The sequence below is a fragment of the Nostoc flagelliforme FACHB-838 genome (genome assembly GCF_014698065.1).
Taxonomy (GTDB): domain Bacteria; phylum Cyanobacteriota; class Cyanobacteriia; order Cyanobacteriales; family Nostocaceae; genus Nostoc; species Nostoc flagelliforme_B.
Map to the genome: position 1 here is coordinate 79,563 of NZ_JACJSI010000003.1, position 26,239 is coordinate 105,801.

Below are 26,239 nucleotides of genomic sequence, written 5' to 3' on the forward strand. Positions count from 1 at the left end.
TTAAAAAACCAAAAAAATAAATGTATTAAATATATAAAGATAAATTAAATTAGAGAAAAATCTAAACCTATTCAAAATCTATTTAAAGACTGCGATCGCATTTATATATAACTAAATTGTCAATTGTTCCAAGAAATTGCAGATAAGTATCTTAAAGGAGGAAGCAAATTTGTCGAGATCCTATCGTTTAGCTATTTTGGGAGCTACTGGTGCAGTTGGTACAGAGTTGCTAGAATTATTAGAAAGCCGTAATTTTCCGGTTGCTGACTTAAAACTATTGGCATCAGAGCGGAGTGTTGGGCGATCGCTACGGTTTAAGGGTGAAAATATACCAGTAGAGCCAGTGAGCGATCGCGCTTTTGAAAATGTCGATATAGTACTGGCTAGTGCAGGTGGTTCCACATCCAAAGCTTGGGCAGCAATAGCCGTCGATAAGGGCGCAGTGGTAATTGACAACTCCAGTGCCTTTCGGATGAACCCGGAAGTTCCCTTAGTAGTACCAGAGGTGAATCCACAAGCCGCAGCCAATCATCAAGGGATTATTGCTAACCCCAACTGCACAACAATTTTAATGGCTGTGGCAGTTTGGCCATTGCATAAAGTTAAACCAGTACAACGCATCGTCGCTGCAACCTACCAATCTGCTAGTGGTGCAGGGGCTAGGGCAATGGCAGAAGTCAAAACCCAAACAAGCGCTATACTACAAGGACAGCCAGCGATTGCCGAAATATTGCCTTACCCATTGGCATTTAATTTATTCCCGCATAACTCCCCATTAAATGATTTGGGTTATTGTGAGGAAGAAATGAAAATGGTCAACGAAACCCGAAAAATATTTGGCACGCAGCAAATCAGAATCACTGCGACCTGTATACGGGTTCCCGTATTGCGGGCCCACTCAGAAGCCATTAATTTAGAATTTGAGACTCCCTTTAGTGCAAAGGAAGCCAAAGAAATTTTAAATTCCTCCCCTGGAGTAAAATTGGTAGAAGATTGGGGAACGAATCATTTTCCGATGCCAATTGAAGCAACAGGGCAAGATGAAGTTTTAGTGGGAAGAATTCGTCAGGATATTTCTCATCCCTGTGGCTTGGAATTATGGTTATGTGGCGACCAAATCCGCAAAGGCGCAGCATTGAATGCAGTACAAATCGCCGAGTTATTAGTAGAGAAAAATCTACTCAAACCATTAGCTATTAGTCATTAGTCATTGGTTAAGTAACAAAGGATAAATAACAAATGACTAATGACACTTGAAAGCAATTTGCAAATCAGGTTATTACAATAGAAAACCACCAAGATACAAAAATATGGGTAATCAGGAGTGAAAAAAGGGTGGCAGATTTTGGCAATGTTTTAACCGCTATGATTACGCCGTTTAAAGCAGATGGTAGTGTCAACTATGATGTAGCGGGTGAACTGGCGGCGCATCTAGCTAATAACGGTACAGATACATTGGTGATGTGCGGCACAACAGGAGAATCTCCAACACTCAGTTGGGATGAGGAATACCAGTTGTTTGTCGAGGTATTGCAGTCTGTTGCCGGAAAAGCCAAGGTAATCGCAGGTTGTGGATCAAATTCCACAAAAGAAGCGATCGCAGCCACCCAAAAAGCGTCTAAAATAGGAGTACATGGTTCCTTACAAGTTGTTCCTTATTACAACAAACCGCCACAAGCGGGATTGGAAGCGCACTTTAAGGCAATAGCACAAGCCTGTCCCGACTTACCATTGTTGTTATATAATGTCCCTGGTCGTACCGGACAAAACCTTCAGCCAGAAACAGTTGCCCGGTTAGCTGAGGTTAGTAATATTGTCGGGATTAAAGAATCCACTGGTAATATAGATCAGGCAAGCGAAATTCGTCGCTTGACACCAAAAGAATTCTACATCTATTCTGGTGATGATTACATGACTTTGCCCTTGTTAGCGATCGGGGCAAAGGGCGTGGTAAGCGTGGCTTCTCATCTGGTAGGAAACCAACTACAGCAGATGATTCAAGCTTTTAGGGCGGGGAAAATTGAGGTAGCCAGCGACATTCATCTCCAACTGTTCCCGTTGTTCAAAGCTTTATTTCTCACTTCAAATCCCATCCCAGTGAAAAAAGCACTGAAACTTCAAGGTTGGGAGGTTGGTTCAACTCGTCCGCCCCTATGTGAAGCTGACTTAGAAGTAAGTCAAAAGTTAGAAGCGGTTCTGAAAGAACTTAGCTTAATCTAACCACAATCTGGTTAAGCGCTGGTAATCTGCTGCTTCTGCTTTCTAAAGATACATATAAACAATGACCATAATTGTTCATAAGTTGCAATTTAAAAATCTGTGCTAGGACTGATAGACATACTATAAATTCTTCAGTGTACAGTCGATTTTATTGAATAAAAAATTGAAGATTTCAATTAAAACTTGATTGCTTTGGGACTGAATTAAGAGACAAATGATGTTGTCTTAAATACATGTTCGTTAACTATCAACTAAATTAACCACAAGTAACAATCTAAGGAGAAAATGGCTAAAAACGAAGCTAATAATTCCGCCTTGAAAATTATTCCTTTGGGCGGTTTGCACGAAATTGGGAAAAATACCTGTCTTTTTGAGTATGACGATGAAATTATCCTGTTAGATGCAGGATTGGCTTTTCCCACAGAGGCGATGCATGGGGTAAATATTGTTCTACCAGATACGACCTATCTGCGGGAAAATCGCCACAAAATTAAAGGGATGATTGTTACTCATGGTCATGAAGATCATATTGGTGGGATTGCCTTTCATCTCAAGCAATTTGATATCCCGGTGATTTATGGGCCCAGACTAGCAATGGCAATGCTAGAGGGTAAATTAGAAGAAGCAGGAGTCCGCGATCGCACAGAAATTAGAACAGTTCTACCACGGGATGTAGTGCGGATTGGCAAAAACTTTTTAGTTGAATATATCCGCAACACCCACTCCATTGCTGATAGTTTCACTGTTGCCATTCATACTCCCCTTGGTGTAGTGATTCACACAGGGGATTTTAAAATTGACCATACCCCAGTGGATGGTGAAAAATTTGATTTGCAACGTTTAGCAGAACATGGTGAAAAAGGCGTTCTTTGCCTGCTAAGTGATTCTACTAATGCAGAGACACCAGGCTTTACACCTTCAGAACGTTCAGTTTATCCCAATCTGGAGAGAGTATTTAGTCAAGCCACTGGGCGATTATTTGTCACTACCTTTGCTTCCAGCGTCCATCGCATCAACATGATTTTGGATATCGCCAAGAAACAAAATCGTGTAGTGACGATTGTCGGGCGTTCAATGCTGAACTTGATTGCTCATGCCCGCAATTTAGGTTACATCAAATGTGAAGATAATCTACTGCAACCATTGCACGCAGTCCGCAATCTGCCTGATGAAAGAGTACTGATTTTAACTACAGGTTCTCAGGGTGAAACGATGGCAGCAATGACTCGCATTGCTAACAAAGAACATCCTCACATTAAAATCCGCGAAGGAGATACAGTAGTATTCTCTGCTAACCCAATTCCCGGAAATACGATCGCAGTAGTCAACACCATTGATAAATTGATGATTCAAGGTGCAAAAGTGGTCTATGGTCGAGATAAAGGAATTCACGTCTCCGGTCACGGCTGTCAGGAAGAACAGAAGCTGATGATTGCTTTAACTCGACCCAAGTTCTTTGTGCCATTTCACGGCGAACATCGGATGCTAGTGAAGCACGCAGAAACGGCTCAGGGTATGGGCATTCCCGCAGAAAACATGATCATTATTCAGAATGGTGATATTGTCGAACTGACTGAAGATGCCATTCGTGTCGCTGGTAAAGTGCCATCTGGTATCGAATTAGTGGATACTACTAGTTCGGGGATGGTAAGTGCCAAAGTCCTGCAAGAACGGCAACGCATGGCTTCAGAAGGGATTATCACGATCGCAGCTGCCATTGATTGGAATGGTAAACTGTTGGCAAAACCAGAAACTCACCTACGGGGTGTAGTAACAAGTGTAGAGCGATCGCTTTTACAAACCTGGGTAAAACAACGCATTGAAGAAATCCTCACTGTGCGCTGGACAGAATTTGCTCCTAGTGAAGGTGAAGCAGCAGATATAGACTGGGGTGGATTGCAAGGAACTTTAGAACGAGAATTGCAACGTTCCATTCGTCGGGAATTGCAATGTCAGCCATCTGTGACTTTGTTGATGCAAATCCCTGATGAGCCACCTGTAAAAGTTGCTGATGGGAGAAGACGGCGGACTCGGACTGCTGCTCAGGTAGCATCATAGAGAATTTAAGATAAAAATCTCATACAGAGATAACTTTGAGCAGTGGCTTTCAACGCTCAAACTTCGATTGGTGCAAAGACACAGAATTTTTCTGAACGTCTTTGCGCTTTCTTTTGTAATGGGTATAAAAATTATCTATAGTTATTGGAGGCGATCGCCTAAATTTTGCAATATTCAACACGGCATAGGGATCTAACTTATTAGGTTGCTGTCGCCTCAAGCAACTCCAACCAGTATCTCCTCATTTTTCTCGGCTGCTAAAAGATACAAATCTCTCCACCCCTCGAAGTCGTCAAAACACGATTCATCTCTTGCAAACAGTGTTTCAGGATCGATCTGTCGAAAAATGCTGGCTCCTTCACTGACTAGCTCACGAGATATAAGTCCCAATGACTCTTCTGTTGATAACAGAAGTGGAGCAAGAGTTTGATCTCCGAACATGAGCTTTTCAACAATCTCATCGGCATTCACAACCTTTCTTCTCGATAGCTCCTGCGACAAACGTTTCTCGATCTCAACAGATGTTTTTTCTAGTGATGCTCTTCTATCTTCAATCCCTGGATAGGCTTGACGAGTAAGCCTTAACTCAGATCGCAATTGGGCGATTACCCGATCTGCTTCTAGCTCAGATCCAAAAGTCTCTTGGTGTGTTTCGATAACATCTTCAAGGATTTCATTAATCTCTTCAGCCTCAATTTCAAAAAAGCGGAAAATGCCGCAACCATAGGGAAAAGAGAAACTACAAGGACGCTGAGTGCCTTTTGACTCTGAAGGCGTGCGTGCAGCGTACTGCCAGGAGGAATTGCGCTGTAGAGTACAGAAACACCCATAAGCAAGAAGTTCATCTGATTTTAACGCTTCAAACTATATCACCTCAAATCGCCACTGCCAACCTAAGTTTTGTGAAACGCAATCGATTCTACTCGAACAAAAATCACTATTTCTACGGTATTCAGCCAGCGATGAACAAGACACACTTACGTGAGAAAGTGGGAACACGGAGAGGAAAAATGCCTTCTAGGATATTACCGATGTTTATACTTAGCAAAAATACTTTTAGAAAGACCTTATATTAAGTTCTGTAAATGTTACACTAAAACCTATCCAATGATGGATGTCTTTATTAAAATTTAAACTGTGTCAAGTTATGAACAAGATCGTAATATTACACTACCGATCCCCAGAAATTTGCGATTAACTTGACGTAGTAATAAATTAGGTTCTGACTTAAGTGGCTAATCAGGTATTACATTATATCGCAGTCAGAACGCGATTTTTCCGGGAAAGTTCGTTGCCACGTTGTATATATTCATCAAAAAGGTGAATAGCCTCAATAACACAGAGGGTTAACCATGAAGGTATTCGACAATACCACAAAAAAGATTTTTCTGGCTAGCTGGGTATCAATCAATCAAGCAGAGACAAGTGACCATAAAGCAACCCAGCTAAACCGTTCTATTTCCAAGCCTTATTGGGATATTCTCCAACCCCTACGGCAACGGGTAGAAAACATTCAAGTCCGCGATCGCCAACTAGCTCACCGCTTGTGCAAACTGATTCCATCTCAGTGCCCCTTTGAGCGCGATGTCAAATTATTTGGCAAGACTTTATTTCACATCCCACCGATGTGCAAGCTCAACCCCTTATATGAAGAAGTGGTTGGTTTACGTTTTCGAGCGTTGTGCTATTTAGCCGACGAATGTGGCGAAGATGTATCGCAGTACTGCTAATGCCGTTAGCGCAGCATTAAGCCAGTGCTGAAAGGAAAGTTATGAGTAAGGAGTAATAGGCTTGGGGATCAATAATATAACTCCTAACTCCTAACTCCTAGCTATTCTTTTACTATTTTTTTACTATTTCTTTTGCCATTTTTGAATTGCATCCTGAGCATCTTCGTAAGCTGTTGTCTCCTCTGGCACTAAAGCTGCGGTGGCAATTCCGGCATTACGTTCTCCCTGGGCGGCGCGACGCTTTGCCATGTCTAAAATTTTCTCACTCCATTTATTGATCGATTTTTGGGCAGTATCGAAGCCTGGTTGACCTGCTGGTACTTTCTTAGCAACTTCGATTGCCCGATTGTAGGTAGATGCCTGTTCAGGCTTAATTAGGGCATTAGCTGCATCTAAAAGAGTTTTGTTACTCACATACTGCTTGCCCTCTAGCCGCCACAGGTTAATTGCTGCTTGTGCTTTGGCATAAGGGGCTTCATTTTTGGTGATTAATCGAGCGGCAGCAATAGCGCTAGCATACTGTCTTTGTTTAGCACGACCTTCTGCTAAATCTAAAATCATCTGGCTCCAAATCTTAATATTCTCCTGAGCTTGTTCGTACAGTGGTTCACCGGGTCGAATTTTCCGGGCTGTAGCGATCGCCATGCTTAAATCGCTAGCCTGAGTTTGTCTGAGCGACATTTTTGCCAAGTCTAATACTGCTTGATTGCGTTTTTTCGACTCGGAACTAGAGACTATTTGGGCGCTAGATTGGTTTTTGAGTCTAACTGGTGGAGTGCGTAGGCGTAGCCCGTCGTAGACATCGCTTGGTAAATTCTCCACAACCTGGCGATCGCTAACAGTAGCATTAGGTGATGTACTTGATATTTGCTTAATTCTAAAAGTTTCTTGATTACGCAGAAAAACTACAGCGATTAAACCTGCTACTAGCAAGCTGCCTCCGCCCCACAAAATAAATTGTTTCCAAAAAGGGAGGCTTGGCTGATTCGATGGCAATCGAGAGACGTAACCTTTGGAGGAATTGGGGATAAATCTTCCTCTGGTATTCGCTCCCAAAGAAGTTTCCGCCATTGGCTGCGAGATTAAGCCGCCTCCTGACTCCTGGACTTTTTTGCCTTTCACCTGTTGGGAGGAGTTTACACTAGCCTCTCCCCATTTACCCCGTTCTGCTGAAGTTTTAGGGTAATCGTCGAGGGGAGGAGCTGCAAGGGCAACAGCAAAAGATTCTTCGGGATAAATCACCGCTTCTGATTGAAAATCACTTTCGATTGCCAATTTTGGCAAAATTACTTGCTGCCTTGATGGGATGATCGTGGCAGGGTTTTGGACAGGACGCCAGTGATGGTGACATAATTTTGGCACGATCAGGCTTAGGTAGCTTTCTAAATCTGCCAAGTTGCTGCCATTACCAGAGCGTAAAGCTTCTAACAAAGCTGCTGTAAAGAATCCGTGACCTAATTCGCTACTTTCATGGGAAAATTGCTCTGGTTGACAAGAAAGAATTGTCGCAAGTTGTAGTTCTTGGGCTAATTCTATTGTTTCTTCACCAACCGGAGCATCCGCTTGAGTGCCAAAAGCGCGGTTGATATCGAGTAGTAACAATACATTTAAGTCAGCAAGTTGCAGACTTTGCATTAGCGATCGCAATTTTATGCCAGTCTCTTGTACTAGTTCGGGGTTGCCCTCTACTGGCATTAAGTAATCTTTGCCCTTGTAGTTGACTCCATAACCGCTAAAGAATAACCACAGATAGTCTTCCGGTTGCCAACTTGTTGCTGCTAAATCCTCAAGTAGCAGCAAAATATTCTCCTTTGTCGGGTAAGTTGACCTATTCCCAATCGGCGGCGAAGTATCTGTCATGACTAGACAGTGGTTGGGAATAAAACCTGCCTCTGTCACCAAAAAATCTTCTAGTGCCTCAGCATCTGCTTGGGCAAAACTTAAAGGTTGAAATAACTGATATTGATTGATGCCAATCGCAATCGCCCAGTAATTTGCCATCCCGCTATTTGTCAGTTATTGTTTGCTGGTCTTAAAATTGCGGTTGGCTTTGCTAAAAAAACAAAGCTAACCTATGTCTTATAGTCTAGGTGATTCTATTCGAATCTTAAGCTAGGATGTAATTTTTATTACGCTTGTAGACCGGAAAATACCTTTTACCTAATTTCAATATAAAGATTATCACTAAGGAGATAGAAGGTCATGAGCAAGATTTCTGCTCACCTACCATCATCGATCACTCCCTTTTCAGTTATTAGCCAAATTGCCAGAAGAATCCGGATAATTCCTTTAGTAGTTTTGCTCATATCTACTGTTCCTGCGTGGTTTTTGATGGAAGCGATCGCACCGCAGGTTGTGCGAGCTTACACCGCTAGAGTCGATCTAGCTATTGACCGTCTGCCGGAAGAAAACTATGAAACCGTTCTCACAAGAGCGGAAGCGGCGGCTAGGGCAGCTGCTCAAAGGAGCTTCGACCAAGATATCTTGGTGACAGATGTTTCAATAATTGTATCCGTACAAAATTATGGGGCGATCGCACCAGTCTTGACATTAGATGTCAGTCGTCCCCAATGGCGATCGCGTCCCGATGCTCAAAATTGGGCAACTTACTTCAAAACTGCGCGATCACTACTTTTCTTTGACAATAACCAAAACTTAGGTAAACCATAGCCGAACTCTGATTTTCAGTAGGGGCAATTCATTAATTGCCTTTACTGTTGCTCTTCGCGTCAGTGGATGGCCTAGAATAGTAAGGTTGTCAAGAATTGCGATATCTGCTGACATGGCTGTTCCTAAGAAGAAAACTTCAAAATCAAAACGAGATAAACGTCGAGCTACCTGGAGGCACAAAGCCGTCGTCGAAGCTCAGAAAGCCCTGTCTCTGGGCAAATCAATTTTGACTGGACGTTCTACATTTGTATATCCAGCTGCTGAAGAAGAGGAAGAAGAATCATAATTTCCCAGTCAGGAAAAGCGTGAACAGCACCGATAGATATGATTGCTATAATTCACCAATCAAACTTCTTAACACTGGATAAATGCTTTTTCTTAGCTTTCCTGATTGCATTATGAATCATAGAGACTCTACACAAGCTCATTAGATCGATAAAATTGGTAGTGAGTAATTGGGAATATCCATTACCCATTACCTATCATTCATAAGTAATGATCGCGTAATCATAATAAAGAGTCAAACATTTAGTGCTGTTGGCAACTCAGTAAAAAAGCTTGTAAACATCTTGAGAAAACTTATTTTTCTCTAACTATGCTAGGAAAATTTTTTCAAAAACCAGGGAAGGAAGAGAGCGATCGCGTCCCTCCTGGGCAACACTTAGCTAAAGGTTTCCCCGTATTAACTTACGGTGAAACTCCCCAAGTCAACATTGAGGAATGGGAGTTTCGAGTTTGGGGTTTGGCAAAACCTGCTACTTTTAGCTGGTCAGACTTTATGGCGCTACCTCAACACGAATTTACAGCAGACTTCCACTGTGTAACGCGCTGGTCTAAGCTTGATGTCAAATGGACTGGCATTAAAGTCACAGATTTCATGGGTCTGATTGAACTAGACCCCAAAGTAGCCCACGTTATGGAACACTGCTATGGGGGCTACACTACCAATATTTCTGTAGAAGATTTTCTGCGCGAAGAAAACTTCTTTGCTTTTAAAGTCTTTGGTGAAGACCTTCCATCTGAACATGGTGGGCCGATGCGCCTAGTTGTACCCCATCTGTACGCTTGGAAAAGTGCAAAGTGGATTAATGGTTTGGAATTTTTAGCTGCTGAAGAACTTGGTTTTTGGGAGCGCAATGGCTACCATCGCCGTGGTGAACCTTGGGCTGAGGAGCGTTACAGCAACGCTTTTGGATTTTAATAGTGAAGAAGGGAACAGGTTACAGTAAAGAAAAACTATACTCTATCACCTGTACCCTTTCATCTTTTTATCCCAGAAGTTTCTTGATTAGCGGCAATTTGCCCTGATATGGAGCGTATCGCCATTTTAAATCGAGCCAGAAAGAGTTTTGCAACACACTTTTGTGATGGGAAAAGGTGTCAAAACTAGCTTTGCCGTGATAATTGCCAATACCACTATCTCCCACCCCACCAAATGGCAAAGACGATACACCAACCTGCATCACTGTGTCGTTAATACAAACTCCACCAGATGAAGTTTCCTGCAAAACTCGATTTTGTAGGCTTTTGTTTTGGGAAAATAAGTATAACGCCAAGGGTTTAGGTCTAGAGTTAATCAAGGCGATCGCTTCTGCAATGTCAGTATATTCAATGATCGGTAAAATGGGCCCAAAGATTTCTTCCTGCATTACAGAATCTTCTAGGGAGACATTATCAATCAGTGTTGGGGCAATATAACGCTCTGAAGGTTGATTTTCTCCACCGATGACAACTTCACCGTCTTTGAGAAAAGTAACTAATCTCTCAAAGTGTTTTTCACTGATAATTCGGGCATAATCAGGACTGTTTGCAGGATTATCACCATAAAATTCTTTTAAAGATTTTTCCAGACCATCTATTAAATCTTTTTTGATTGTTTTATTAACTAAAAGATAGTCGGGGGCGATACAAGTTTGTCCAGCATTAATAAATTTGCCCCAAGTAATTCGTTTAACAGTGTGTTCAAGATTAATGTCAGTATCTACGATACAAGGACTTTTACCACCCAATTCTAAAGTAACTGGTGTGAGATATTTTGCTGCTGCTGCCATGATAATTTTACCGACAGCTGTGCCACCAGTAAAAAAGATATGGTCAAACTTTTCTGCCAGTAGTTTTTGACTTGCTTCCACGCCTCCTTCAACCACCGCAAGATAAGCAGGGTCAAAATGTTTGGCAATAATCTTAGCAATGACATCAGAGGTATGAGAAGCAATTTCTGAAGGTTTGATAATTGCACAATTCCCAGCTGCGATCGCACCTACTAACGGTGAGATAATTAATTGAAATGGATAGTTCCAAGGGCCGATAATTAAGACAACTCCTAATGGTTCTGGATAAATTTTTGCTGAGTACGAAAAAAAATCCCAGGAAACTGCTGCTTTTTTTGGCTTACTCCAGTTTTGAAGATGTTTGATGGCGTAATCAATATCCTTAATTACGCTAATTTCTGTAAGGTAAGTTTCTACTTCTGGTTTATGTAAATCCGCTTTTAATGCCTCGACTATTGACTGTTCATGCTCGATAATTGCTTGCTTAAGATTTTTCAGTTGTTCAATGCGAAAGTTTACATCTTTAGTTTTGCCCGTTTGAAAAAAATATCGCTGAGTCTGGATAATATTGCCAATGTTAGATAATTCAGTGGTAATCATTGTTTTGTCCTATCAAAAACTGTTTAATACCAATACTATGATCTCAGCATATTTGGTTCGTAAATATTTAGCGTTTAATTATCTAATTTAGATTTTTAATTTAAATTATTGGTAGATAGTAGTAAAGTTATAAATCATGAATTGCCAGGATAAAAAACTCTACAATTCATAATTTATGATTACTACTTTTTTCATGCCTTGGTGGGTAGAAGCACAATAAATACACTACCTTTGCCCAACTCAGAATTAAGCAGAATAATACCTTGATGTGCCTCGACAATTCGACGAGCAAGGTACAATCCTAAACCACTACCAGAACTCTTATGGCTGCCTTGGCGAAATCGTTCAAAGATGGTGGCTTGTTCTTCAGGGGGAATACCTGGGCCAGTATCCGCTATTTCAATTCTAATGTAGTCAACGGAATTGGATTTTTCAGAGAACTGAGATTGATTGCTTTTATCGAACTGGCGTTGAGAAGTAAAACGAATAGTAATAGATCCAGCTTCGGTAAATTTGATGGCATTCCCTATGAGATTGGTAAATAGACGATGCAACTCCAAGCGATCGCCCATGACTGTGTTTGTGTTTGACTCTCCAGTAATGTCCAAATTTAGGGACAGTGTTTTATCTTGAGCTAAGGGTGACAATTCTCCAGTCACTTCATCTAGCAGTTGGCCCAGATTAACTGGTTGAAACGCCAAACTTTTGCGGCCTGCTTCAAAGCGATAAACTTCTAATAAGGTATTGACCATAGAAAGCAAGTTTACATTGCTACGCGCCATGATGGCGATTACTTCCTGCATTTGCGGTGATAATGTCCCCAACGCCCCTTGTTGAAATAGCATCAACATGCGATCGGCGGCTACTAAGGGAGTGCGTAAATCGTGGGTAAGGCGGGAGACAAAATCTTCTCGCTGACGGGCAATTTCATCACGTTCATCCATACTATGCTTCAAACGCAGGAGCGATCGCACTCGTGCCAGCAATTCATCTACTGTTACAGGTTTGCGGATAAAATCATCAGCACCTAAGTCTAGTCCGTGGGCGACGTTGGGCGCATCGTGGGCAGTTATCAGCAGTATGGGGATATATTGTGGCAATTTCATATCTCCGCGAATGTGCTTGGTAACTTCGTACCCGTCCATATCTGGCATCATCAGATCCAGCAGAACCAAGTCACAAGGAGAAGCTTTCAATTCTGCCAAGGCCGAAATTCCATTTTCTGCGGTGCTAATGGTGTAACCTTCTTCCTCCAAAATAGTTTTGATCAAAAACACGTTATCAGGAGAGTCATCAACAACCAGAATTTTGTCAGAGCGAGAAGATTGTGAAGTCATATAGATGCAAGGTACGAGGTAAAAGTAAATTTTTAGGGAAACTGGTTTATTGGTATAGTTTTACTAGATATTATCCTTAGATATACTTTCTCCAAAAAAAATTGTTTATCTAAAAATTTATATAAATTGGCTTTCAAAACAACTTTACTTACCTTTTTTAGATATAGCCACAAGCTAATTAAATTATGGCTCGTAAGCTTCTAGAACTGAATACAGAGGATGGGGGCACGATTTTGGTAGCAGTTGAGCTACCAGATGCATCAGTAGGTCGTGTATCGCCTACTGGTGAATTACCTATAGAAAAAGTAGAGGCTAACTTCGATGCAGTTAAGGAATTGATTGTTCGCGGGTGTCGCCCAATTACAAAGGCGTTTCGTACCTTGCAGCAAGAATCACAACCCGTAAGCGGAGAAGTTGAGTTTGGCGTGAATTTTACCGCCAAAGGCTCAGTCTATGTAGTCGAATCCACTGGGCAGGCATCACTGAAGGTGAAAATAACTTGGAAACTGGCATCCGAAGAAAACAAGTAATAAATTTTCATGAACTGGGAATTAGTTAAAGCTTGTACCGTAGCGATCGCTACCCCAGAAGGTTACATCCAAGGCACGGGCTTTTTTATCTCACCCAATGGACATTTACTCACCTGCGCCCATGTAGTTGATTCAGCAGGAGGTTGGGAAAATGTCCGAGTAAATGGGCAAGGGGTTGAGTTGGTTTATCTAGGCGATCGCACCCGTGATGATTTCGCAATATTGCAATTATCTGGTTATCAAGGTCAAGCTGTACTCTTATCGCTAACTTTTGCGCCAGGAAATCAATTTCGCTCTATTGGCTATGGGCGTTCTGACTTCCCTGAAGGTGGGACGATTGAAGGCAGTATAACTGATGCTAACCGCCATTCCGATTTTAGTAACTTATCAATGTTACGGTTGCGGGTAATGGCAGATGCACAACAGATCATCGGTGGCTATAGTGGTTCCCCTGTGTTTGATATTCAATTGCAAGCGGTAGTTGGGATGATTGCCGCTTATGACAATACCCAAGGAGGATTAGCTGTACCATTAACCACAGTTCAAGAAAATTGGGCTGGCTTGGAAAGTTTGCTGCATCCAGAAACATTTTCAGAACACGAACTTCTGTTTTTTGATCAAGCTTTTTATTTTGATTGTTTTAAAGAGATTAATAATAAGTCAGGAGCATTAATTCGGATAAAGGCTCCTTTGCAATGGGGCAAAACCTACTTAATGAACCAGATTCTCGATTATGGAACTCAAGAAAGCTATCAAACAGTGCGAGTGGACTTTCAGGAGCCAGAAAAAGAAGTTTTCAAGACTTTAGAACGCTTCTTGCAGTGGTTTTGTGGCAGTATAACTGAGGAATTGCATCTACCGAATAACCTAGCTGAAAACTGGCGAGATGCACTAGGTGCCAATAGCAATTGTACAAACTATTTTGAAAGATATCTCCTACCAGTAATCAGCAGTCCCTTAATTTTGGGATTGGATAACGTTGATGTGATTTTCTCCCATCAAAAAATTGCTTGTGACTTTCTTCCCTTGCTGCGAGCTTGGTATGAGAAGGCTAAGACTAAACTTATTTGGCAAAAACTACGATTGGTGATTGCCTATTCTAAAGAAGATTTCATTCCCATAGATACCAATAAATCGCCGTTTAATGTGGGGAAGCTCATTGAAATACGAGAATTAAATGAGGTGCAGATACTGAAATTGGCGCAACACCTCAAACTTTATTGGAATAGAGAGCAAGTCGCCCAACTGATGGCGATGGTGGGTGGGCATCCTTGGCTGGTGAAAAAAGCATTGTATAAAATAACACAAGCCCAATCTGACGTTGACAGAATTATTGAAAATTGCACCTACCGAAGAAGGTTTATATGGCGACCACCTGCTGCGCCATTGGTCAATTTTGCAGGATAATCCAGAACTACTGAAAGTCATGAGGCAAGTAGTTACTGTCAATGACCCAGTTAGAATAGACGCAGGAAAAGCATCTAGATTACGAAATATGGGACTGGTGAAGTACACAGGCAATGATGTTCTGCCCTTGTGTGATTTGTATCGCCTGTATTTTCGCGATCGCCTACGGGTGCAGTGATCAGGTAAAATTCGCAAAACTTTAACTCCTGCAACTGTATTAGATATCACTAATGAATCCAGCACCTCTGCCAAACTACGAATACAAAGTCGGGGGTAGTCTACCACCTGATGCCCCCACCTATGTGAAGCGACAGGCAGATGAAGACTTGTACAAAGGGTTGATAGCGGGGGAATTTTGTTATGTCCTAAATTCACGACAAATGGGCAAATCGAGCCTGCGTGTAAGAATTATGGAACGGTTGCAGGCAGACGGAATTATTTGTGCAGCCATCGACTTGAACGAGATTGGTACAGATATTACCCAAGGGCAATGGTACAGAGGGGTAATAAATAGTCTAATTAGCAGTCTGAACTTATATGAACATTTTGATTTAGCTAGTTGGTGGAATCGCCCGCAATTATTGTCACGAGTGCAGCGTTTGAGCAAATTTCTTGAGGAAATTTTACTCAAGCATATTTCCGGTAAGATTGTGATTTTTGTCGATGAAATCGATAGTGTTCTGAGCCTGAAGAATTTTTCCACAGACGATTTTTTTGCTTTGATCCGGTTCTGCTATAATCAGCGAGTTGATAAACCAGTATATAAACGCCTGACATTTTGTCTATTGGGTGTGGCGACTCCATCATATTTGATTCAAGATAAAAGGCGCACACCATTTAATATTGGTCGAGCGATTGAATTAAATGGGTTTCAATTCCAAGAAGCGAAGCTATTAGCTAAAGGTTTAGAAGGGAAAGTTAGTAATCCCCAAGCAATACTGCAAGAGATTTTAAATTGGACTGGTGGGCAACCATTTCTCACCCAAAAGCTTTGTAATCTCGTTGCAAATGGTACGGAGGTCACGGGAGTAGAGGAATTGGTGCGATCACATATTATCGAAAACTGGCAATCTCAGGATGATCCAGAACAATTAAAAAATAAAGTCTTCTTTAGAACAGTACCTTCTGACATAGAAAGTGCTAAAAAATTAGCGGAATATGCTGCAAGTCAGGGTTACAAAAAAATTGTTATCTTCTATAATCCTGATAATATTTATAGTCAGAGCCTATATACAGAGTTTCAAAAATCATTTAAAAAGGGAAAAGTTCTACGAAGTATTAATTTAGCTCTTCCTACACTGAATGCCCCTGCCGAACTTTTACTTAGCGTTTTTCAAGATCAAGCGGATGCAGTTATTTTGTTTCCGAACACAGAGTTAATTTCTGTAGTGATTGAAATTACCCGCGCTCAAAAAATTTTGGTAAATAAAGGAAGCAAAAAACTACCTATGCTAGGAGCAGATGCTTTATACAATCCAGAAATTTTGAGGTCAGGTGGAGAAGCCGTTGAAGGTTTGGTTCTAGTTGTACCCTGGTTTGCAGAGGAAGACACCTCAAGACCATTTGCAGATGAAGCTAAAAAAAGATGGGGAGGGCAGATTAGCTGGCGCACGGCTACTACTTATGATGCGACTCAGGCTTTTATTAAAGCTATTTCTATGTCTAACAATCCCACTCGTCAGACTGTGTTGAAAAACCTCAAATCTGTTAATCTTTCATCGAAGGAAACTTCAGGTTATCCACTCTATTTTGATAATAAAGGCGATCGCCAACAAGAACCTGTTCTTGTCAAAGTAGAAAGAAATCCCGGCGCACCTTTTGAAAGCGGATTTATGTTTAAACAGGTTAAGGATAAAGATATCAAGCAATGAAGAAATTACCAAGGATAAAATCACTGCCGGCAAGCTTTGAATTCTCACCTCAAAACAAGCGATCGCTCATTTCCCAGAGGTGAGGTTATCCAGAACTTGCTGGAATTCTGCCGTGGAAGGAATAGCGATCGCACCTCGCCACAGAACAAGCGATCGCTCACATTACACAATTTGCACTGCCTGAGTGTTAATTTCTGTTAAATTAGCTAATCTTACATCATTCGTAAACAATATTGCATTTATAGATTTTGCAGTTGCTGCAATTATTGCGTCAGGAAGCTTGAGTTTGTATTGTTTACGAAATGTAATTGTTAAATTTTTAATATTACTATCAATACCAATAATTGTAATTTTATTTAAAAAATCAATAATTTGTGTTTCTTCTTCTAAACTGAGACTTGGATAAGAGAGCAATTCAATCTCAGTAATCACTGAAATAAAATATTGTCCTGATGGTAGTGGATTTAGCAAGCGACCACCAAAAAAATACAAGACTATGTTTGTATCTAACAAAATTAAAGGTTGTGTCAACACCACTCATCCCTAATTTGCTGCTGATATTCTAATGGGTCTTGAGTTAGTTGAATTACACCAGCATACTGGTTTAAATTAAACTCTTGTTTTTTTTGTGATTGATGAGCTTCTAATATCTTCTCAATTTGCTGCCAGTCCTGATAATCAATCAACACCGCTACCGGACGCATCGCTTCATCAGTCACTATTTTTTTCTTAAAAGGTAGCATGATTTTCTACATCAGATGCAACGTTTAACTATTTGATCGTAACTCTAAAACAAAAAGTACCTCTGTGCCATTGGTAAAACTGTCGCAGGTTCACAAATCAGCGACTCGCCATCCGCCCTGACTTGATATGTTTCTGGATCTACTTCTATGTGGGGTAGTACATCATTCAGCTTCATATCCTGCTTACTTAATTGGCGTGTCCCAGAAACTGCAACTGCTGCTTTTTGTAAACCTAGCTGGCTGGGAATTTCGTTCTCTAAAGCTGCTTGGGAAACAAAAGTTAATGATGTGGCATGACGCGCCCCTGCAAAACTGCCAAACATCGGCCGCATATACACTGGTTGCGGTGTGGGAATACTGGCGTTAGCATCGCCCATTTGCGACCATGCAATCATTCCACCTTTAATCACTATCTCTGGTTTCACGCCAAAAAATGCCGGACGCCATAAACATAAATCTGCTAATTTTCCTTCTTCCACTGAACCCACATATTCAGCAATTCCGTGAGCGATCGCTGGGTTAATAGTATACTTAGCAACATATCTTTTTGCCCTAAAGTTGTCTGCTTTTTGCTCTGTCCCTTGTGGGTTAAGAGTTCCCCGTTGCACTTTCATTTTGTGGGATGTCTGCCAGGTGCGAATTATCACTTCGCCTACTCTTCCCATAGCCTGAGAATCGGAAGAAATCATGCTAAATGCGCCTAAGTCGTGCAAAATGTCTTCAGCAGCAATGGTTTCCCGACGGATGCGAGATTCGGCAAAAGCGACATCTTCAGCGATCGCTGGGTCGAGGTGATGGCATACCATCAACATATCCAGGTGTTCGTCTAAGGTGTTGAGGGTGTAAGGACGTGTGGGATTGGTAGAAGATGGTAAAACATTGGCTTGGCTGCAAACTTTGATGATATCTGGTGCGTGTCCTCCACCTGCGCCTTCGGTGTGGTAGGTGTGGATGGTACGATTCTTGAAAGCGGTGATCGTATCTTCGACAAATCCGGCTTCGTTTAGGGTATCAGTATGAATCGCTACTTGCACATCATATTCATCAGCAACGCTGAGGCAGGTATCAATTGCTGCGGGTGTGGTTCCCCAGTCTTCATGAAGTTTTAACCCCATTGCACCGGCAGCTACTTGTTCTACAAGTCCTTGAGGTTGACTGGCGTTACCTTTGCCCAAAAATCCTAAGTTGACGGGAAAAGCATCAGCAGCTTGCAACATTCGGTAAATATTCCAAGGGCCGGGGGTACAGGTAGTGGCATTTGTACCTGTAGCTGGGCCAGTACCACCGCCGATCATGGTGGTAATACCGGAAGCGATCGCAACTTCAATTTGTTGGGGACAAATAAAATGAATATGGGCATCAATACCGCCAGCAGTGAGAATCATTCCTTCACCAGCTAAGGCTTCAGTACCGGGGCCAATAATAATACCTACATTATTTTGAATATAAGGATTTCCGGCTTTACCAATTTTGAAAATCTTGCCATCTTTAATGCCAATATCCGCTTTGACAATACCCCACCAATCGAGAATTAAGGCATTAGTAATTACTAAATCAACAGCACCATCGGCGTTAGAAATGGGGGATTGTCCCATCCCATCGCGGATGACTTTACCACCGCCAAATTTCACTTCGTCGCCGTAAGTGGTGAAATCTTGTTCAACTTCAATAAATAATTCAGTGTCTGCAAGTCGGATGCGATCGCCTACTGTGGGGCCATAAGTTTCGGCGTAGGCGCGGCGATCCATTCTGTAAGGCATATAAAATCCTTCTTTTTAACGCAAAGGGACGCGGAGGGAAGCGCAGAGGTACGCAGAGGGTTTTTAGAGGTTTCCGTTAATTTTGGCGTTGAAGCCGTAGACTTGGCGAGTACCAACGAGGGGGATTAGAGTTATTTCTTTTTCATCCCCTGGTTCAAAGCGGACTGCGGTTCCTGCTGGGATATCGAGGCGCATTCCTCGCCCTTGTTCTCTGTCAAAGTTTAAGGCGGTGTTGACTTCATAAAAGTGATAATGGGAACCGACTTGTATGGGGCGATCGCCTGTATTTGACACTTGCAATTTTATAGTTGGACGACCAACATTTAGTTCAATTTCACCTGCTGGTGTGATAATTTCCCCAGGAATCATAATAAATTCAAAAATTAACGAATTGGATTATGTACTGTTACTAACTTTGTACCATCAGGAAAAGTAGCTTCTACCTGCACTTCATGCACCATTTCTGCTATTCCTTCCATGACATCATCTCGCGTCAATAGAGTTGTACCGTAACTCATCAATTCAGCTACAGTTTGCCCATCCCTTGCACCTTCTAAAATGGCAGCAGAAATATAAGCGATCGCTTCGGGATAATTCAGTTTTAAACCCCTTCCTTTCCGTCTTTCTGCTAATAAAGCAGCAGTAAAAATTAGTAGCTTATCTTTTTCCTGCGGCGTAAGTTGCATTCTTACCTCCTCTGTGTTCTCTGCGCCTCTGCGGTTCGTTTAAACCTGCCACACTCTTGGTATACAATTACCACGATTTAAAAAAGAAACTCGCAGCATTTGCCAAACATCAATAAACCAGTTTCTCACCTCAGATGTAGAAGCACCGCGATATCGACACAATAATCCATGTTGTAAGCGACTAACACCCGCTTCTCCTTCCCCATCCCATAAATTTCGTGTTTTTTCAACAATTTCTCCTGAAACTGCACCACCAACCCAAACTAGACTACCTACAATTGGTTTTCCAGCCAATGCGTGGAGACTGTGAAAAGTTTCTTCGCTACCCCGTACCCATTGCCGATCAATCCACAATGGAACATCTTGTTGCCAAATTTCGGTGTGCGATCGCCATTCCCCTTGTAAGAATTTTTCTCCCCTAGCACTGCGACCAAATCGGGTAATTTCCCAGCCTAACCAACTAGCCCCGGTTGCTAATTCTACCCGTAAATCTTGCCGATAAATTGCGTCATTAAATAAAATTGTTTCTTGCGGCAACCACTCCAAACAAGCACCAGCATCAACTTGCATCTGGATGGTTTGTCTAGCTTGTAAGCCATTGCTGCGGTATATTTTGCTTGCAGCAGCTGTAGTGATTAAGGCTTGGGTTTGGGGTTGGAGGTGGATGTTAGAGGATAAGCGATCGCCTCCTACCATTCCCCCAGCCGTGTGTAAAATTACGCTATGACAAACTTTTTCCCCTTCTGGATAAAATGGACGTTGTACCTTCAGGGGCGCTTGTTGGTGATTGTAAATTAATTGGGTTGTGCCTTTGCGATCGGCATAGACTAAATTAAGTTTGCCATGCCAACCTTCTGCTATTTGGGGATTGCAGGTCATTTATAAATTCAAGATTAAAGTTCAGATACCTTATATTTATTTAATGCATTTTCTGCTACTTTACTTGCAATTTATTATTGTTTATCGCAAAGGTATACGCTAGTGCGATAGACCATATAGACAAAACCACTTTTATCACAAAAGCGCTGATATAATTCTTGAAACCTATCAATAAGCTGTTTATATCCCAAGCCTTCACGCGGGAGATAAGAAACGCTCATTGCTCGGCCAATAAGTCCAGTTAAATCTAACTGTTGCCTATAAGTAAAAGTATATTCACGGATGTTAATAAAATAGGGAGTAACTAACAGTGGCTCTACCGACTGCATTCGAGATTCTGCTGGATGATTATCAGATGCTTCGCGGACTATTCGGCTATATTCTGTAGTTAACGTATCTTCTTGATCGCGGTTATTCCACACCACACCCAAGCGTGCCGATGGTTTTAAAATGCGGTGAAATTCCAATAAACTTGGTTCGGGATTGAACCAGTGGAAAGCTTGAAAACAAGTAACTAAATCAACTGAATTATCAGGTAGTTGGGTAAATTCTGCTGTTCCATCACGAAACTCTATCAAAGGATGTGCTTGAGCAGCTTCTCGCATCGCCGCGTTTGGTTCTATGGCTATGACATTAACCCCCCGTTCAGCTAACAATCTTGAGGCAATTCCTGTACCTGCACCAATATCTGCTGCTACGAGTTGTGAATTTTCACCTAATCCTTCCAAGATAATATTAATTGCATCTGCGGGATAACTTGGTCGATATTTTACATAATCTTCTGCTCTGTCAGAAAATCGGTTGAGTGGGTTTAAGGTATGTAACGGAGTTCTTTCAGGATTAATTTGGCTCATGGGTTTTTAGGGAAAAGTAGAAAATCGTGCGAGCACTGTAGTTTAGAAAAGCAATACGATAAGAATTACTGTTATTTTTATAGTGTTCATTCATTAGCAGAATATTTGTACTACTATTTTTGCGCCCTTTGTATCCTAGCCTCCGCAACAGCTTCATCAAAGACAGTTCAAACAAAAAAACAGCCACCTCCATAAAGGAAGCAGCTGTTTTACAAATTATGTAACTACAAAGTATTAGTAATCGAAGTCGCCGCCACCAGCGCCAGCGCCAGCAGGAGCGCTATCTTTAGGCTCAGGCTTGTCAACTATAATACATTCGGTTGTCAACACCATACCAGCGATGGAAGCAGCGTTTTGCAGAGCAGAACGAGTCACTTTAGCAGGGTCAACAATACCAGCAGCTAACAAATCGACGAATTCGTTTGTCGCAGCGTTGTAGCCAACGTTGAAGTCTTTCTCTTTCACGCGTTCAGCGATCACAGCACCATTCTGACCAGCGTTTTCAGCAATCCGCTTCAGAGGTGCAGGTAAGGCGCGAACGACAATCAAAGCACCAATCAACTCTTCATCCTTAAGATTGCTCTTTGCCCAAACTTCCAATTCAGGAGCAAGGTGAGCCAGAGTTGTACCACCGCCAGGAACAATACCTTCTTCCACAGCAGCTTTGGTGGCGTTGATAGCGTCTTCTAGGCGCAACTTCTTGTCTTTCATTTCGGTTTCGGTCGCTGCACCCACTTTCACGACAGCGACACCACCAGAGAGTTTAGCAAGACGCTCTTGTAATTTCTCTTTATCGTAAGAAGATTCGGTTTCATCGATTTGACGACGAATCTGTTCTACACGAGCCTTAACAGCAGCTTCGTTACCTTCGGCAACAATTGTGGTGCTGTCCTTAGTGATGGTGATCCGGCGAGCTTTACCCAGGCTATCCAGCTTGGTGTTATCCAGCTTCAAACCAGCATCTTCGGTAATTAGTTGACCACCAGTTAAAACAGCAATGTCTTCTAGTAGTGCTTTGCGGCGATCGCCAAAGCCAGGAGCCTTAACAGCAGCTACGTTGAGTACACCACGCAAACGGTTTACAACCAAAGTTGCCAAAGCTTCTTTTTCAATATCTTCGGCGATAATCACCAAAGGACGACCAGCACGAGCTACTTGCTCTAACACTGGTACAAGGTCTTGTACCAAAGCGATTTTCTTATCGGTCAGCAGTATGAAAGGCTCATCAAAAACCGCTTCCATCCGCTCAGGGTCGGTAGCGAAATAAGGAGAGATGTAGCCTTTGTCAAAGCGCATCCCTTCAGTGATTTCCAACTCGGTGAACATAGATTTCCCTTCTTCTAGGGAAATTACGCCTTCCTTGCCCACCTTGTCCATTGCTTGGGCAATCATCTGACCAACTTCTTCGTCATTACCAGCCGAGATCGCACCAACTTGGGCAATGGCTTTGGAATCTTCCACTGGACGGGCGTGTTCAGCAATTTTCTCTACGAGGAAGCCAGTAGCTTTGTCAATACCGCGCTTCAGCGAAATTGCGTTAGCACCAGCTGCAACGTTCCGCAAGCCTTCTTTGACGATCGCATGAGCTAAAACGGTAGCAGTGGTGGTGCCATCGCCCGCAGCATCATTGGTCTTAGAAGCAGCTTGACGAATCAGAGCTACACCAGTGTTTTCAATGTGGTCTTCTAATTCGATTTCTTTGGCGATCGTTACACCGTCATTAACAATTTGCGGTGCGCCAAATTTCTTTTCTAGGACTACGTTACGACCTTTGGGGCCAAGGGTAACAGCTACAGCCTCAGCCAGGATGTCAATGCCTCGTTCCAAGGCGCGACGGGCGTTTTCGTTGTAGATAATGCGCTTTGCCATAGGTGTCTAAATTCCGGGAGTAAGTCTATTTTTTGTTGAATTAGGCATTGGGTATTGGGCATTGGGCATCGGGAAAACTCTTTCCTATTCCCCATTCCCCACTCCCCACTAGATAACGACTGCTAAAATATCTTTTTCAGAAAGCAGTACATATTCTTCGGTGCCGAGTTTGATGTCAGTGCCAGCGTACTTCGAGTACAGCACCTTATCGCCGACTTTGATTTCCAATTCCTGACGGTTTCCGTCGTCATTACGCTTGCCAGGGCCAAGAGCCACTACTTCCCCTACCTGGGGCTTTTCCTTGGCGGTATCGGGCAAATATAGACCACCTGCGGTCTTTTCCTCAGAGGCGTTCACTTTTACGAAAACGCGATCGCCTAAAGGTTTAACTGTAGAAACGCTTAGAGATAAAGCTGCCATATTATTTCTTTCCTTTAGAGATTAGCACTCTCAACTCCTGAGTGCTAATCTACCGAAAAATTGCATCCAATGGCAAGAATTCCTTTAGTACGGGTTCCCGAACTACAGGGTAATAGATGTACTTAAGTACAAATGCTTAATTATTTCTACCTTGCGGGTTCTGTTCCGTAAGCTACGAAGAGAGTAGGGAGAGATGCGATTAATCGTCTCTGTACTAGAAAGTTAGGAGTTATGAGAATTCGTCCCCATTCCTTTTCTATTTTCAAAGGTGGGAAATTGTTATAGAACTGTAATCAGGAAGCCGCTCAATGAGTAACAATAGCGTGATCCAGGCCAGCCATCAAATCCCCAAAACCACTAAGTCTCTAAAACATAAAGCCCTGAGCAATTGTGTAGAAAGTTTAGGACTTGCAAAAATTCAGCGCCACATTTTTATTGGCGCTGACCAGGCAATTGCCAATTGTGGCTCAAAACGAGCTAGTCTGGAATCCTGGGAATACTTAAAAAAGCGATTTAAAGAGTTAAAACTTGATGAACCGCAACAGAGTCATCCCATTTGCGTTTTTAGAACTGAAGCCAACTGCTTGCGTGTTTCTTGTTCTAGACCCATAATGGTGGTTTACCCTGATGGTGTCTGGTGTCGCCAAGAAAACCCGGAAGTTACCCTGCGGACTGACCGAGAACACTTAATAGGCAATAAGGTGGTAGAAAAATATGCGTTTTTAACCCATCCTTTGCCAGAAACTTCCCTAGTTTCTTGTGAACACCTTATAGAGGCTTAACAACCAAAGGATATGGTATAGCAGTAAGCTTAAAGAAAGTGCGGGTTGGTTTTGAGGTAGGGTCATCTTTAAGCCAATACTTACTTGTGAGTCAGAAGGATTATTGTTTTATCAGTGTTTTTTACCCCGCCCCTTTCAATGCGATATATAATAGCGCATTATAGATACTACTGCTATACGTATCCTTGCTGGACTTTTGCTATCGAGCTACTAGTCTATTGAAAGTGCTCGGCATTTTTGAGACTTCGAGACAGCAAAGGCAAGTTAAGTAGGAAAAAGGACAACATCTCGAATAACCCACCATAGAGGATAAATATTCAAGACTTTGATGGACCGAAGCGCGACAAGTGCCACTGCTATGAAAGAGCCCAGCATGAAAGATCACAAACGACTTCTATTGATTGATGATGACCCTAACCTCATCTTGCTGGTGAAGGATTACTTAGAATTCCGGGGATATGAAGTCATCACCGCCGAAAATGGACGTGAAGCTCTGGAAATTTTAGAGCAAGATGTTCCAGACATGATCATCTGCGATGTGATGATGCCGGAAATGGACGGATATACTTTTGTAGAGCAAGTCCGGCAAAACGAACGCACCAGTTGGATTCCGGTTCTTTTCCTTTCAGCTAAAGGACAAAGTGCAGACCGAGTTAAGGGTCTGAATAAAGGTGCTGATGTTTATATGGTCAAACCCTTTGAACCAGAAGAACTCGTAGCGCAAGTTGAATCCTCGCTGAAACAAACTATCCGTTGGAAAGAACACCAAGCTAAAGGAGGCGAAAACGGTTCCCGTATCCAGGTTCCCTTCGATGTGCAATTAACCCCAACCGAACTGAAAGTAGTCCAGTTCGTCGCCAGGGGTCTAGCTAACCGGGAAATTGCTGAAGAACTAAATGTTAGTCAGCGCACGGTTGAAAGCCATGTGTCCAATATGTTGGGCAAAACCAATCTCCACAACCGCACTGAACTAGCGCGGTGGGCGATTGAAAATCAAATGGCTTAAACAAAGTTAAGAGTTAAAAGTTAGGAGTTATGAATTATGAATTTTTTAACTTCTAACTCCTAACTCCTAACTAAGATTTACCACCCATCTTTTTCAGGGCTGGATTGGTGCAAAACTTCTAAATCCAGCTCATCCAGGTAAGTTAGGGCGCTTTCAATTTGGGAAACAGTACCTTGCAGTTCCAAATCGAAGCAGCTATGTTGTGGCACGTTTGCGCTTACCTGAGCATCAGCAATAATGACTGTAATGCCATAGTGAGAAACCAGTCGTGAAATGACTGGTTCCTCATGCAAGTCTTTAGGAATGCGAACCTGGATACGAGTTTGGGTGCGTCTCTTATTTAAAATATCAGTATTAGATTTTACTTCTTTATTTGGAATTGCTATTATAGCTTCCTATTGGACTTCTGGGATGAGGGTTTTGCTTTGCACGATTTCTTTTAACACTAGCGTCACTTATCCCACGCAGGCAAGCAAAAAAGTATTTGCATTGGCAAACCACTAATCTAGATGTATTAAATGTGAAGAATTGCTTATAATCCGGTAGTTCCGAGGTTGATTATTATTCTGTATTGGTTTTTGATCGGATTGAATATAGTTAATCTTTAGGGGTACAACAATTGTTGTACCCCTAATTTAATTAATACTTAAGTAAAATTACCCATGAATTAAAATCCTCGTGCGTTTACGCCGAGGAGTATGTCAATCCTTGACTTGTATGACTGATATTTGCGATCGCAATATTTCTCATCCTGTTACATGACAAG

At 42.1% G+C, this 26,239-nt stretch carries 27 protein-coding genes; 13 read left to right on the forward strand and 14 right to left on the reverse strand.

The annotated features are described in order from the left end of the window. Nucleotides 1–169: 169 nt before the first annotated feature. The 3 genes from H6G97_RS02430 to H6G97_RS02440 all read left to right on the forward strand — a co-directional run bounded on the left by H6G97_RS02430 (nucleotide 170) and on the right by H6G97_RS02440 (nucleotide 4,278). Nucleotides 170–1,207 carry an aspartate-semialdehyde dehydrogenase gene (locus H6G97_RS02430; RefSeq protein WP_190939136.1) on the forward strand — a complete coding sequence of 346 codons (1,038 nt, stop codon included), beginning with the start codon at nucleotides 170–172 and terminating at the stop codon, nucleotides 1,205–1,207. 128 nt (nucleotides 1,208–1,335) lie between these two features. Beyond that, a complete protein-coding gene (gene dapA / locus H6G97_RS02435) occupies nucleotides 1,336–2,220 on the forward strand; it encodes a 4-hydroxy-tetrahydrodipicolinate synthase (RefSeq protein WP_190939137.1) in 885 nt (294 codons plus the stop codon). Between the two features lie 285 nt (nucleotides 2,221–2,505). Next, on the forward strand, nucleotides 2,506–4,278 hold the full coding sequence (locus tag H6G97_RS02440; RefSeq protein WP_190939138.1) for a ribonuclease J: 1,773 nt from the start codon (nucleotides 2,506–2,508) through the stop codon (nucleotides 4,276–4,278). 216 nt (nucleotides 4,279–4,494) lie between these two features. On the opposite strand, the gene H6G97_RS02445 is transcribed toward H6G97_RS02440, so the two are convergent. After that, complete coding sequence (locus H6G97_RS02445; protein WP_190939139.1) at nucleotides 4,495–4,875, reverse strand: hypothetical protein; 381 nt, start codon at nucleotides 4,873–4,875, stop codon at nucleotides 4,495–4,497. Between the two features lie 755 nt (nucleotides 4,876–5,630). Between H6G97_RS02445 and H6G97_RS02450 the strand changes: the two genes are divergently transcribed. Continuing rightward, entirely contained in the window at nucleotides 5,631–6,008 is a 378-nt protein-coding gene (locus tag H6G97_RS02450) for a Mo-dependent nitrogenase C-terminal domain-containing protein (RefSeq protein WP_190939140.1), read from the forward strand. A gap of 123 nt (nucleotides 6,009–6,131) precedes the next feature. On the opposite strand, the gene H6G97_RS02455 is transcribed toward H6G97_RS02450, so the two are convergent. After that, nucleotides 6,132–8,009 (reverse strand): caspase family protein, encoded by a 1,878-nt coding sequence (locus tag H6G97_RS02455; protein ID WP_190939141.1) that lies wholly within the window; start codon nucleotides 8,007–8,009, stop codon nucleotides 6,132–6,134. A gap of 201 nt (nucleotides 8,010–8,210) precedes the next feature. Between H6G97_RS02455 and H6G97_RS02460 the strand changes: the two genes are divergently transcribed. The 3 genes from H6G97_RS02460 (at nucleotide 8,211) to H6G97_RS02470 (ending at nucleotide 9,879) form a co-directional block, all read left to right on the forward strand. Next, entirely contained in the window at nucleotides 8,211–8,678 is a 468-nt protein-coding gene (locus H6G97_RS02460) for a hypothetical protein (protein ID WP_190939142.1), read from the forward strand. Nucleotides 8,679–8,790: 112 nt separating this feature from the next. Next, on the forward strand, nucleotides 8,791–8,964 hold the full coding sequence (rpmF, locus tag H6G97_RS02465) for a 50S ribosomal protein L32 (RefSeq protein WP_094328804.1): 174 nt from the start codon (nucleotides 8,791–8,793) through the stop codon (nucleotides 8,962–8,964). Nucleotides 8,965–9,273: 309 nt separating this feature from the next. Then, nucleotides 9,274–9,879: a sulfite oxidase-like oxidoreductase gene (locus H6G97_RS02470; RefSeq protein WP_190939143.1), complete on the forward strand. Its 606-nt coding sequence runs from the start codon at nucleotides 9,274–9,276 to the stop codon at nucleotides 9,877–9,879. A gap of 67 nt (nucleotides 9,880–9,946) precedes the next feature. On the opposite strand, the gene H6G97_RS02475 is transcribed toward H6G97_RS02470, so the two are convergent. Both H6G97_RS02475 and H6G97_RS02480 read right to left on the reverse strand, forming a co-directional pair. Further along, nucleotides 9,947–11,329, reverse strand: coding sequence for an aldehyde dehydrogenase (locus H6G97_RS02475; RefSeq protein ID WP_190939144.1), 1,383 nt, complete (start codon nucleotides 11,327–11,329; stop codon nucleotides 9,947–9,949). Between the two features lie 191 nt (nucleotides 11,330–11,520). Next, entirely contained in the window at nucleotides 11,521–12,666 is a 1,146-nt protein-coding gene (locus tag H6G97_RS02480; protein ID WP_190939145.1) for an ATP-binding response regulator, read from the reverse strand. Between the two features lie 185 nt (nucleotides 12,667–12,851). On the opposite strand from H6G97_RS02480, the gene H6G97_RS02485 reads away from it, so the two are divergent. The 4 genes from H6G97_RS02485 to H6G97_RS54655 are packed head-to-tail and all read left to right on the forward strand — an operon-like array spanning nucleotide 12,852 to nucleotide 16,474. Beyond that, nucleotides 12,852–13,196, forward strand: coding sequence for a CU044_2847 family protein (locus H6G97_RS02485; protein ID WP_190939146.1), 345 nt, complete (start codon nucleotides 12,852–12,854; stop codon nucleotides 13,194–13,196). A 9-nt stretch (nucleotides 13,197–13,205) separates the two neighbouring features. Next, complete coding sequence (locus tag H6G97_RS02490; protein ID WP_242054786.1) at nucleotides 13,206–14,603, forward strand: AAA-like domain-containing protein; 1,398 nt, start codon at nucleotides 13,206–13,208, stop codon at nucleotides 14,601–14,603. Continuing rightward, nucleotides 14,530–14,781: an AAA-like domain-containing protein gene (locus tag H6G97_RS52160; protein WP_242054787.1), complete on the forward strand. Its 252-nt coding sequence runs from the start codon at nucleotides 14,530–14,532 to the stop codon at nucleotides 14,779–14,781. The genes H6G97_RS02490 and H6G97_RS52160 overlap by 74 nt, the downstream gene beginning before the upstream one ends. A 52-nt stretch (nucleotides 14,782–14,833) precedes the next feature. Next, nucleotides 14,834–16,474 carry an AAA-like domain-containing protein gene (locus tag H6G97_RS54655; RefSeq protein ID WP_190939147.1) on the forward strand — a complete coding sequence of 547 codons (1,641 nt, stop codon included), beginning with the start codon at nucleotides 14,834–14,836 and terminating at the stop codon, nucleotides 16,472–16,474. Between the two features lie 162 nt (nucleotides 16,475–16,636). Here the strand turns inward: H6G97_RS54655 and H6G97_RS02500 are convergent, their stop codons facing one another. The 9 genes from H6G97_RS02500 to groES all read right to left on the reverse strand — a co-directional run bounded on the left by H6G97_RS02500 (nucleotide 16,637) and on the right by groES (nucleotide 23,685). Further along, nucleotides 16,637–17,008, reverse strand: coding sequence for a type II toxin-antitoxin system VapC family toxin (locus H6G97_RS02500; RefSeq protein ID WP_338421560.1), 372 nt, complete (start codon nucleotides 17,006–17,008; stop codon nucleotides 16,637–16,639). After that, a complete protein-coding gene (locus tag H6G97_RS02505; RefSeq protein WP_190939149.1) occupies nucleotides 17,002–17,217 on the reverse strand; it encodes a hypothetical protein in 216 nt (71 codons plus the stop codon). The genes H6G97_RS02500 and H6G97_RS02505 overlap by 7 nt, the downstream gene beginning before the upstream one ends. Before the next feature lie 44 nt (nucleotides 17,218–17,261). Then, complete coding sequence (ureC, locus tag H6G97_RS02510) at nucleotides 17,262–18,977, reverse strand: urease subunit alpha (protein WP_190939150.1); 1,716 nt, start codon at nucleotides 18,975–18,977, stop codon at nucleotides 17,262–17,264. 63 nt (nucleotides 18,978–19,040) lie between these two features. Continuing rightward, complete coding sequence (locus H6G97_RS02515; RefSeq protein ID WP_190939151.1) at nucleotides 19,041–19,346, reverse strand: urease subunit beta; 306 nt, start codon at nucleotides 19,344–19,346, stop codon at nucleotides 19,041–19,043. Nucleotides 19,347–19,360: 14 nt separating this feature from the next. Next, entirely contained in the window at nucleotides 19,361–19,663 is a 303-nt protein-coding gene (gene ureA / locus H6G97_RS02520; protein WP_190939152.1) for an urease subunit gamma, read from the reverse strand. 39 nt (nucleotides 19,664–19,702) lie between these two features. Next, nucleotides 19,703–20,542: an urease accessory protein UreD gene (locus tag H6G97_RS02525; protein WP_190939153.1), complete on the reverse strand. Its 840-nt coding sequence runs from the start codon at nucleotides 20,540–20,542 to the stop codon at nucleotides 19,703–19,705. A gap of 74 nt (nucleotides 20,543–20,616) precedes the next feature. Continuing rightward, nucleotides 20,617–21,396, reverse strand: coding sequence for a class I SAM-dependent methyltransferase (locus tag H6G97_RS02530; protein WP_190939154.1), 780 nt, complete (start codon nucleotides 21,394–21,396; stop codon nucleotides 20,617–20,619). 234 nt (nucleotides 21,397–21,630) lie between these two features. Beyond that, nucleotides 21,631–23,265: a chaperonin GroEL gene (gene groL / locus H6G97_RS02535; RefSeq protein WP_190939155.1), complete on the reverse strand. Its 1,635-nt coding sequence runs from the start codon at nucleotides 23,263–23,265 to the stop codon at nucleotides 21,631–21,633. 108 nt (nucleotides 23,266–23,373) lie between these two features. Then, complete coding sequence (groES, locus tag H6G97_RS02540; RefSeq protein WP_100898362.1) at nucleotides 23,374–23,685, reverse strand: co-chaperone GroES; 312 nt, start codon at nucleotides 23,683–23,685, stop codon at nucleotides 23,374–23,376. Between the two features lie 308 nt (nucleotides 23,686–23,993). On the opposite strand from groES, the gene H6G97_RS02545 reads away from it, so the two are divergent. Then, nucleotides 23,994–24,467 (forward strand): (2Fe-2S) ferredoxin domain-containing protein, encoded by a 474-nt coding sequence (locus H6G97_RS02545; protein WP_242054788.1) that lies wholly within the window; start codon nucleotides 23,994–23,996, stop codon nucleotides 24,465–24,467. 328 nt (nucleotides 24,468–24,795) lie between these two features. After that, on the forward strand, nucleotides 24,796–25,473 hold the full coding sequence (locus tag H6G97_RS02550; RefSeq protein ID WP_012407592.1) for a response regulator transcription factor: 678 nt from the start codon (nucleotides 24,796–24,798) through the stop codon (nucleotides 25,471–25,473). Between the two features lie 77 nt (nucleotides 25,474–25,550). Here H6G97_RS02550 and H6G97_RS02555 read toward each other — a convergent pair whose 3' ends face one another. Continuing rightward, nucleotides 25,551–25,859: an NIL domain-containing protein gene (locus tag H6G97_RS02555; RefSeq protein WP_190939222.1), complete on the reverse strand. Its 309-nt coding sequence runs from the start codon at nucleotides 25,857–25,859 to the stop codon at nucleotides 25,551–25,553. Nucleotides 25,860–26,239: the final 380 nt, after the last annotated feature.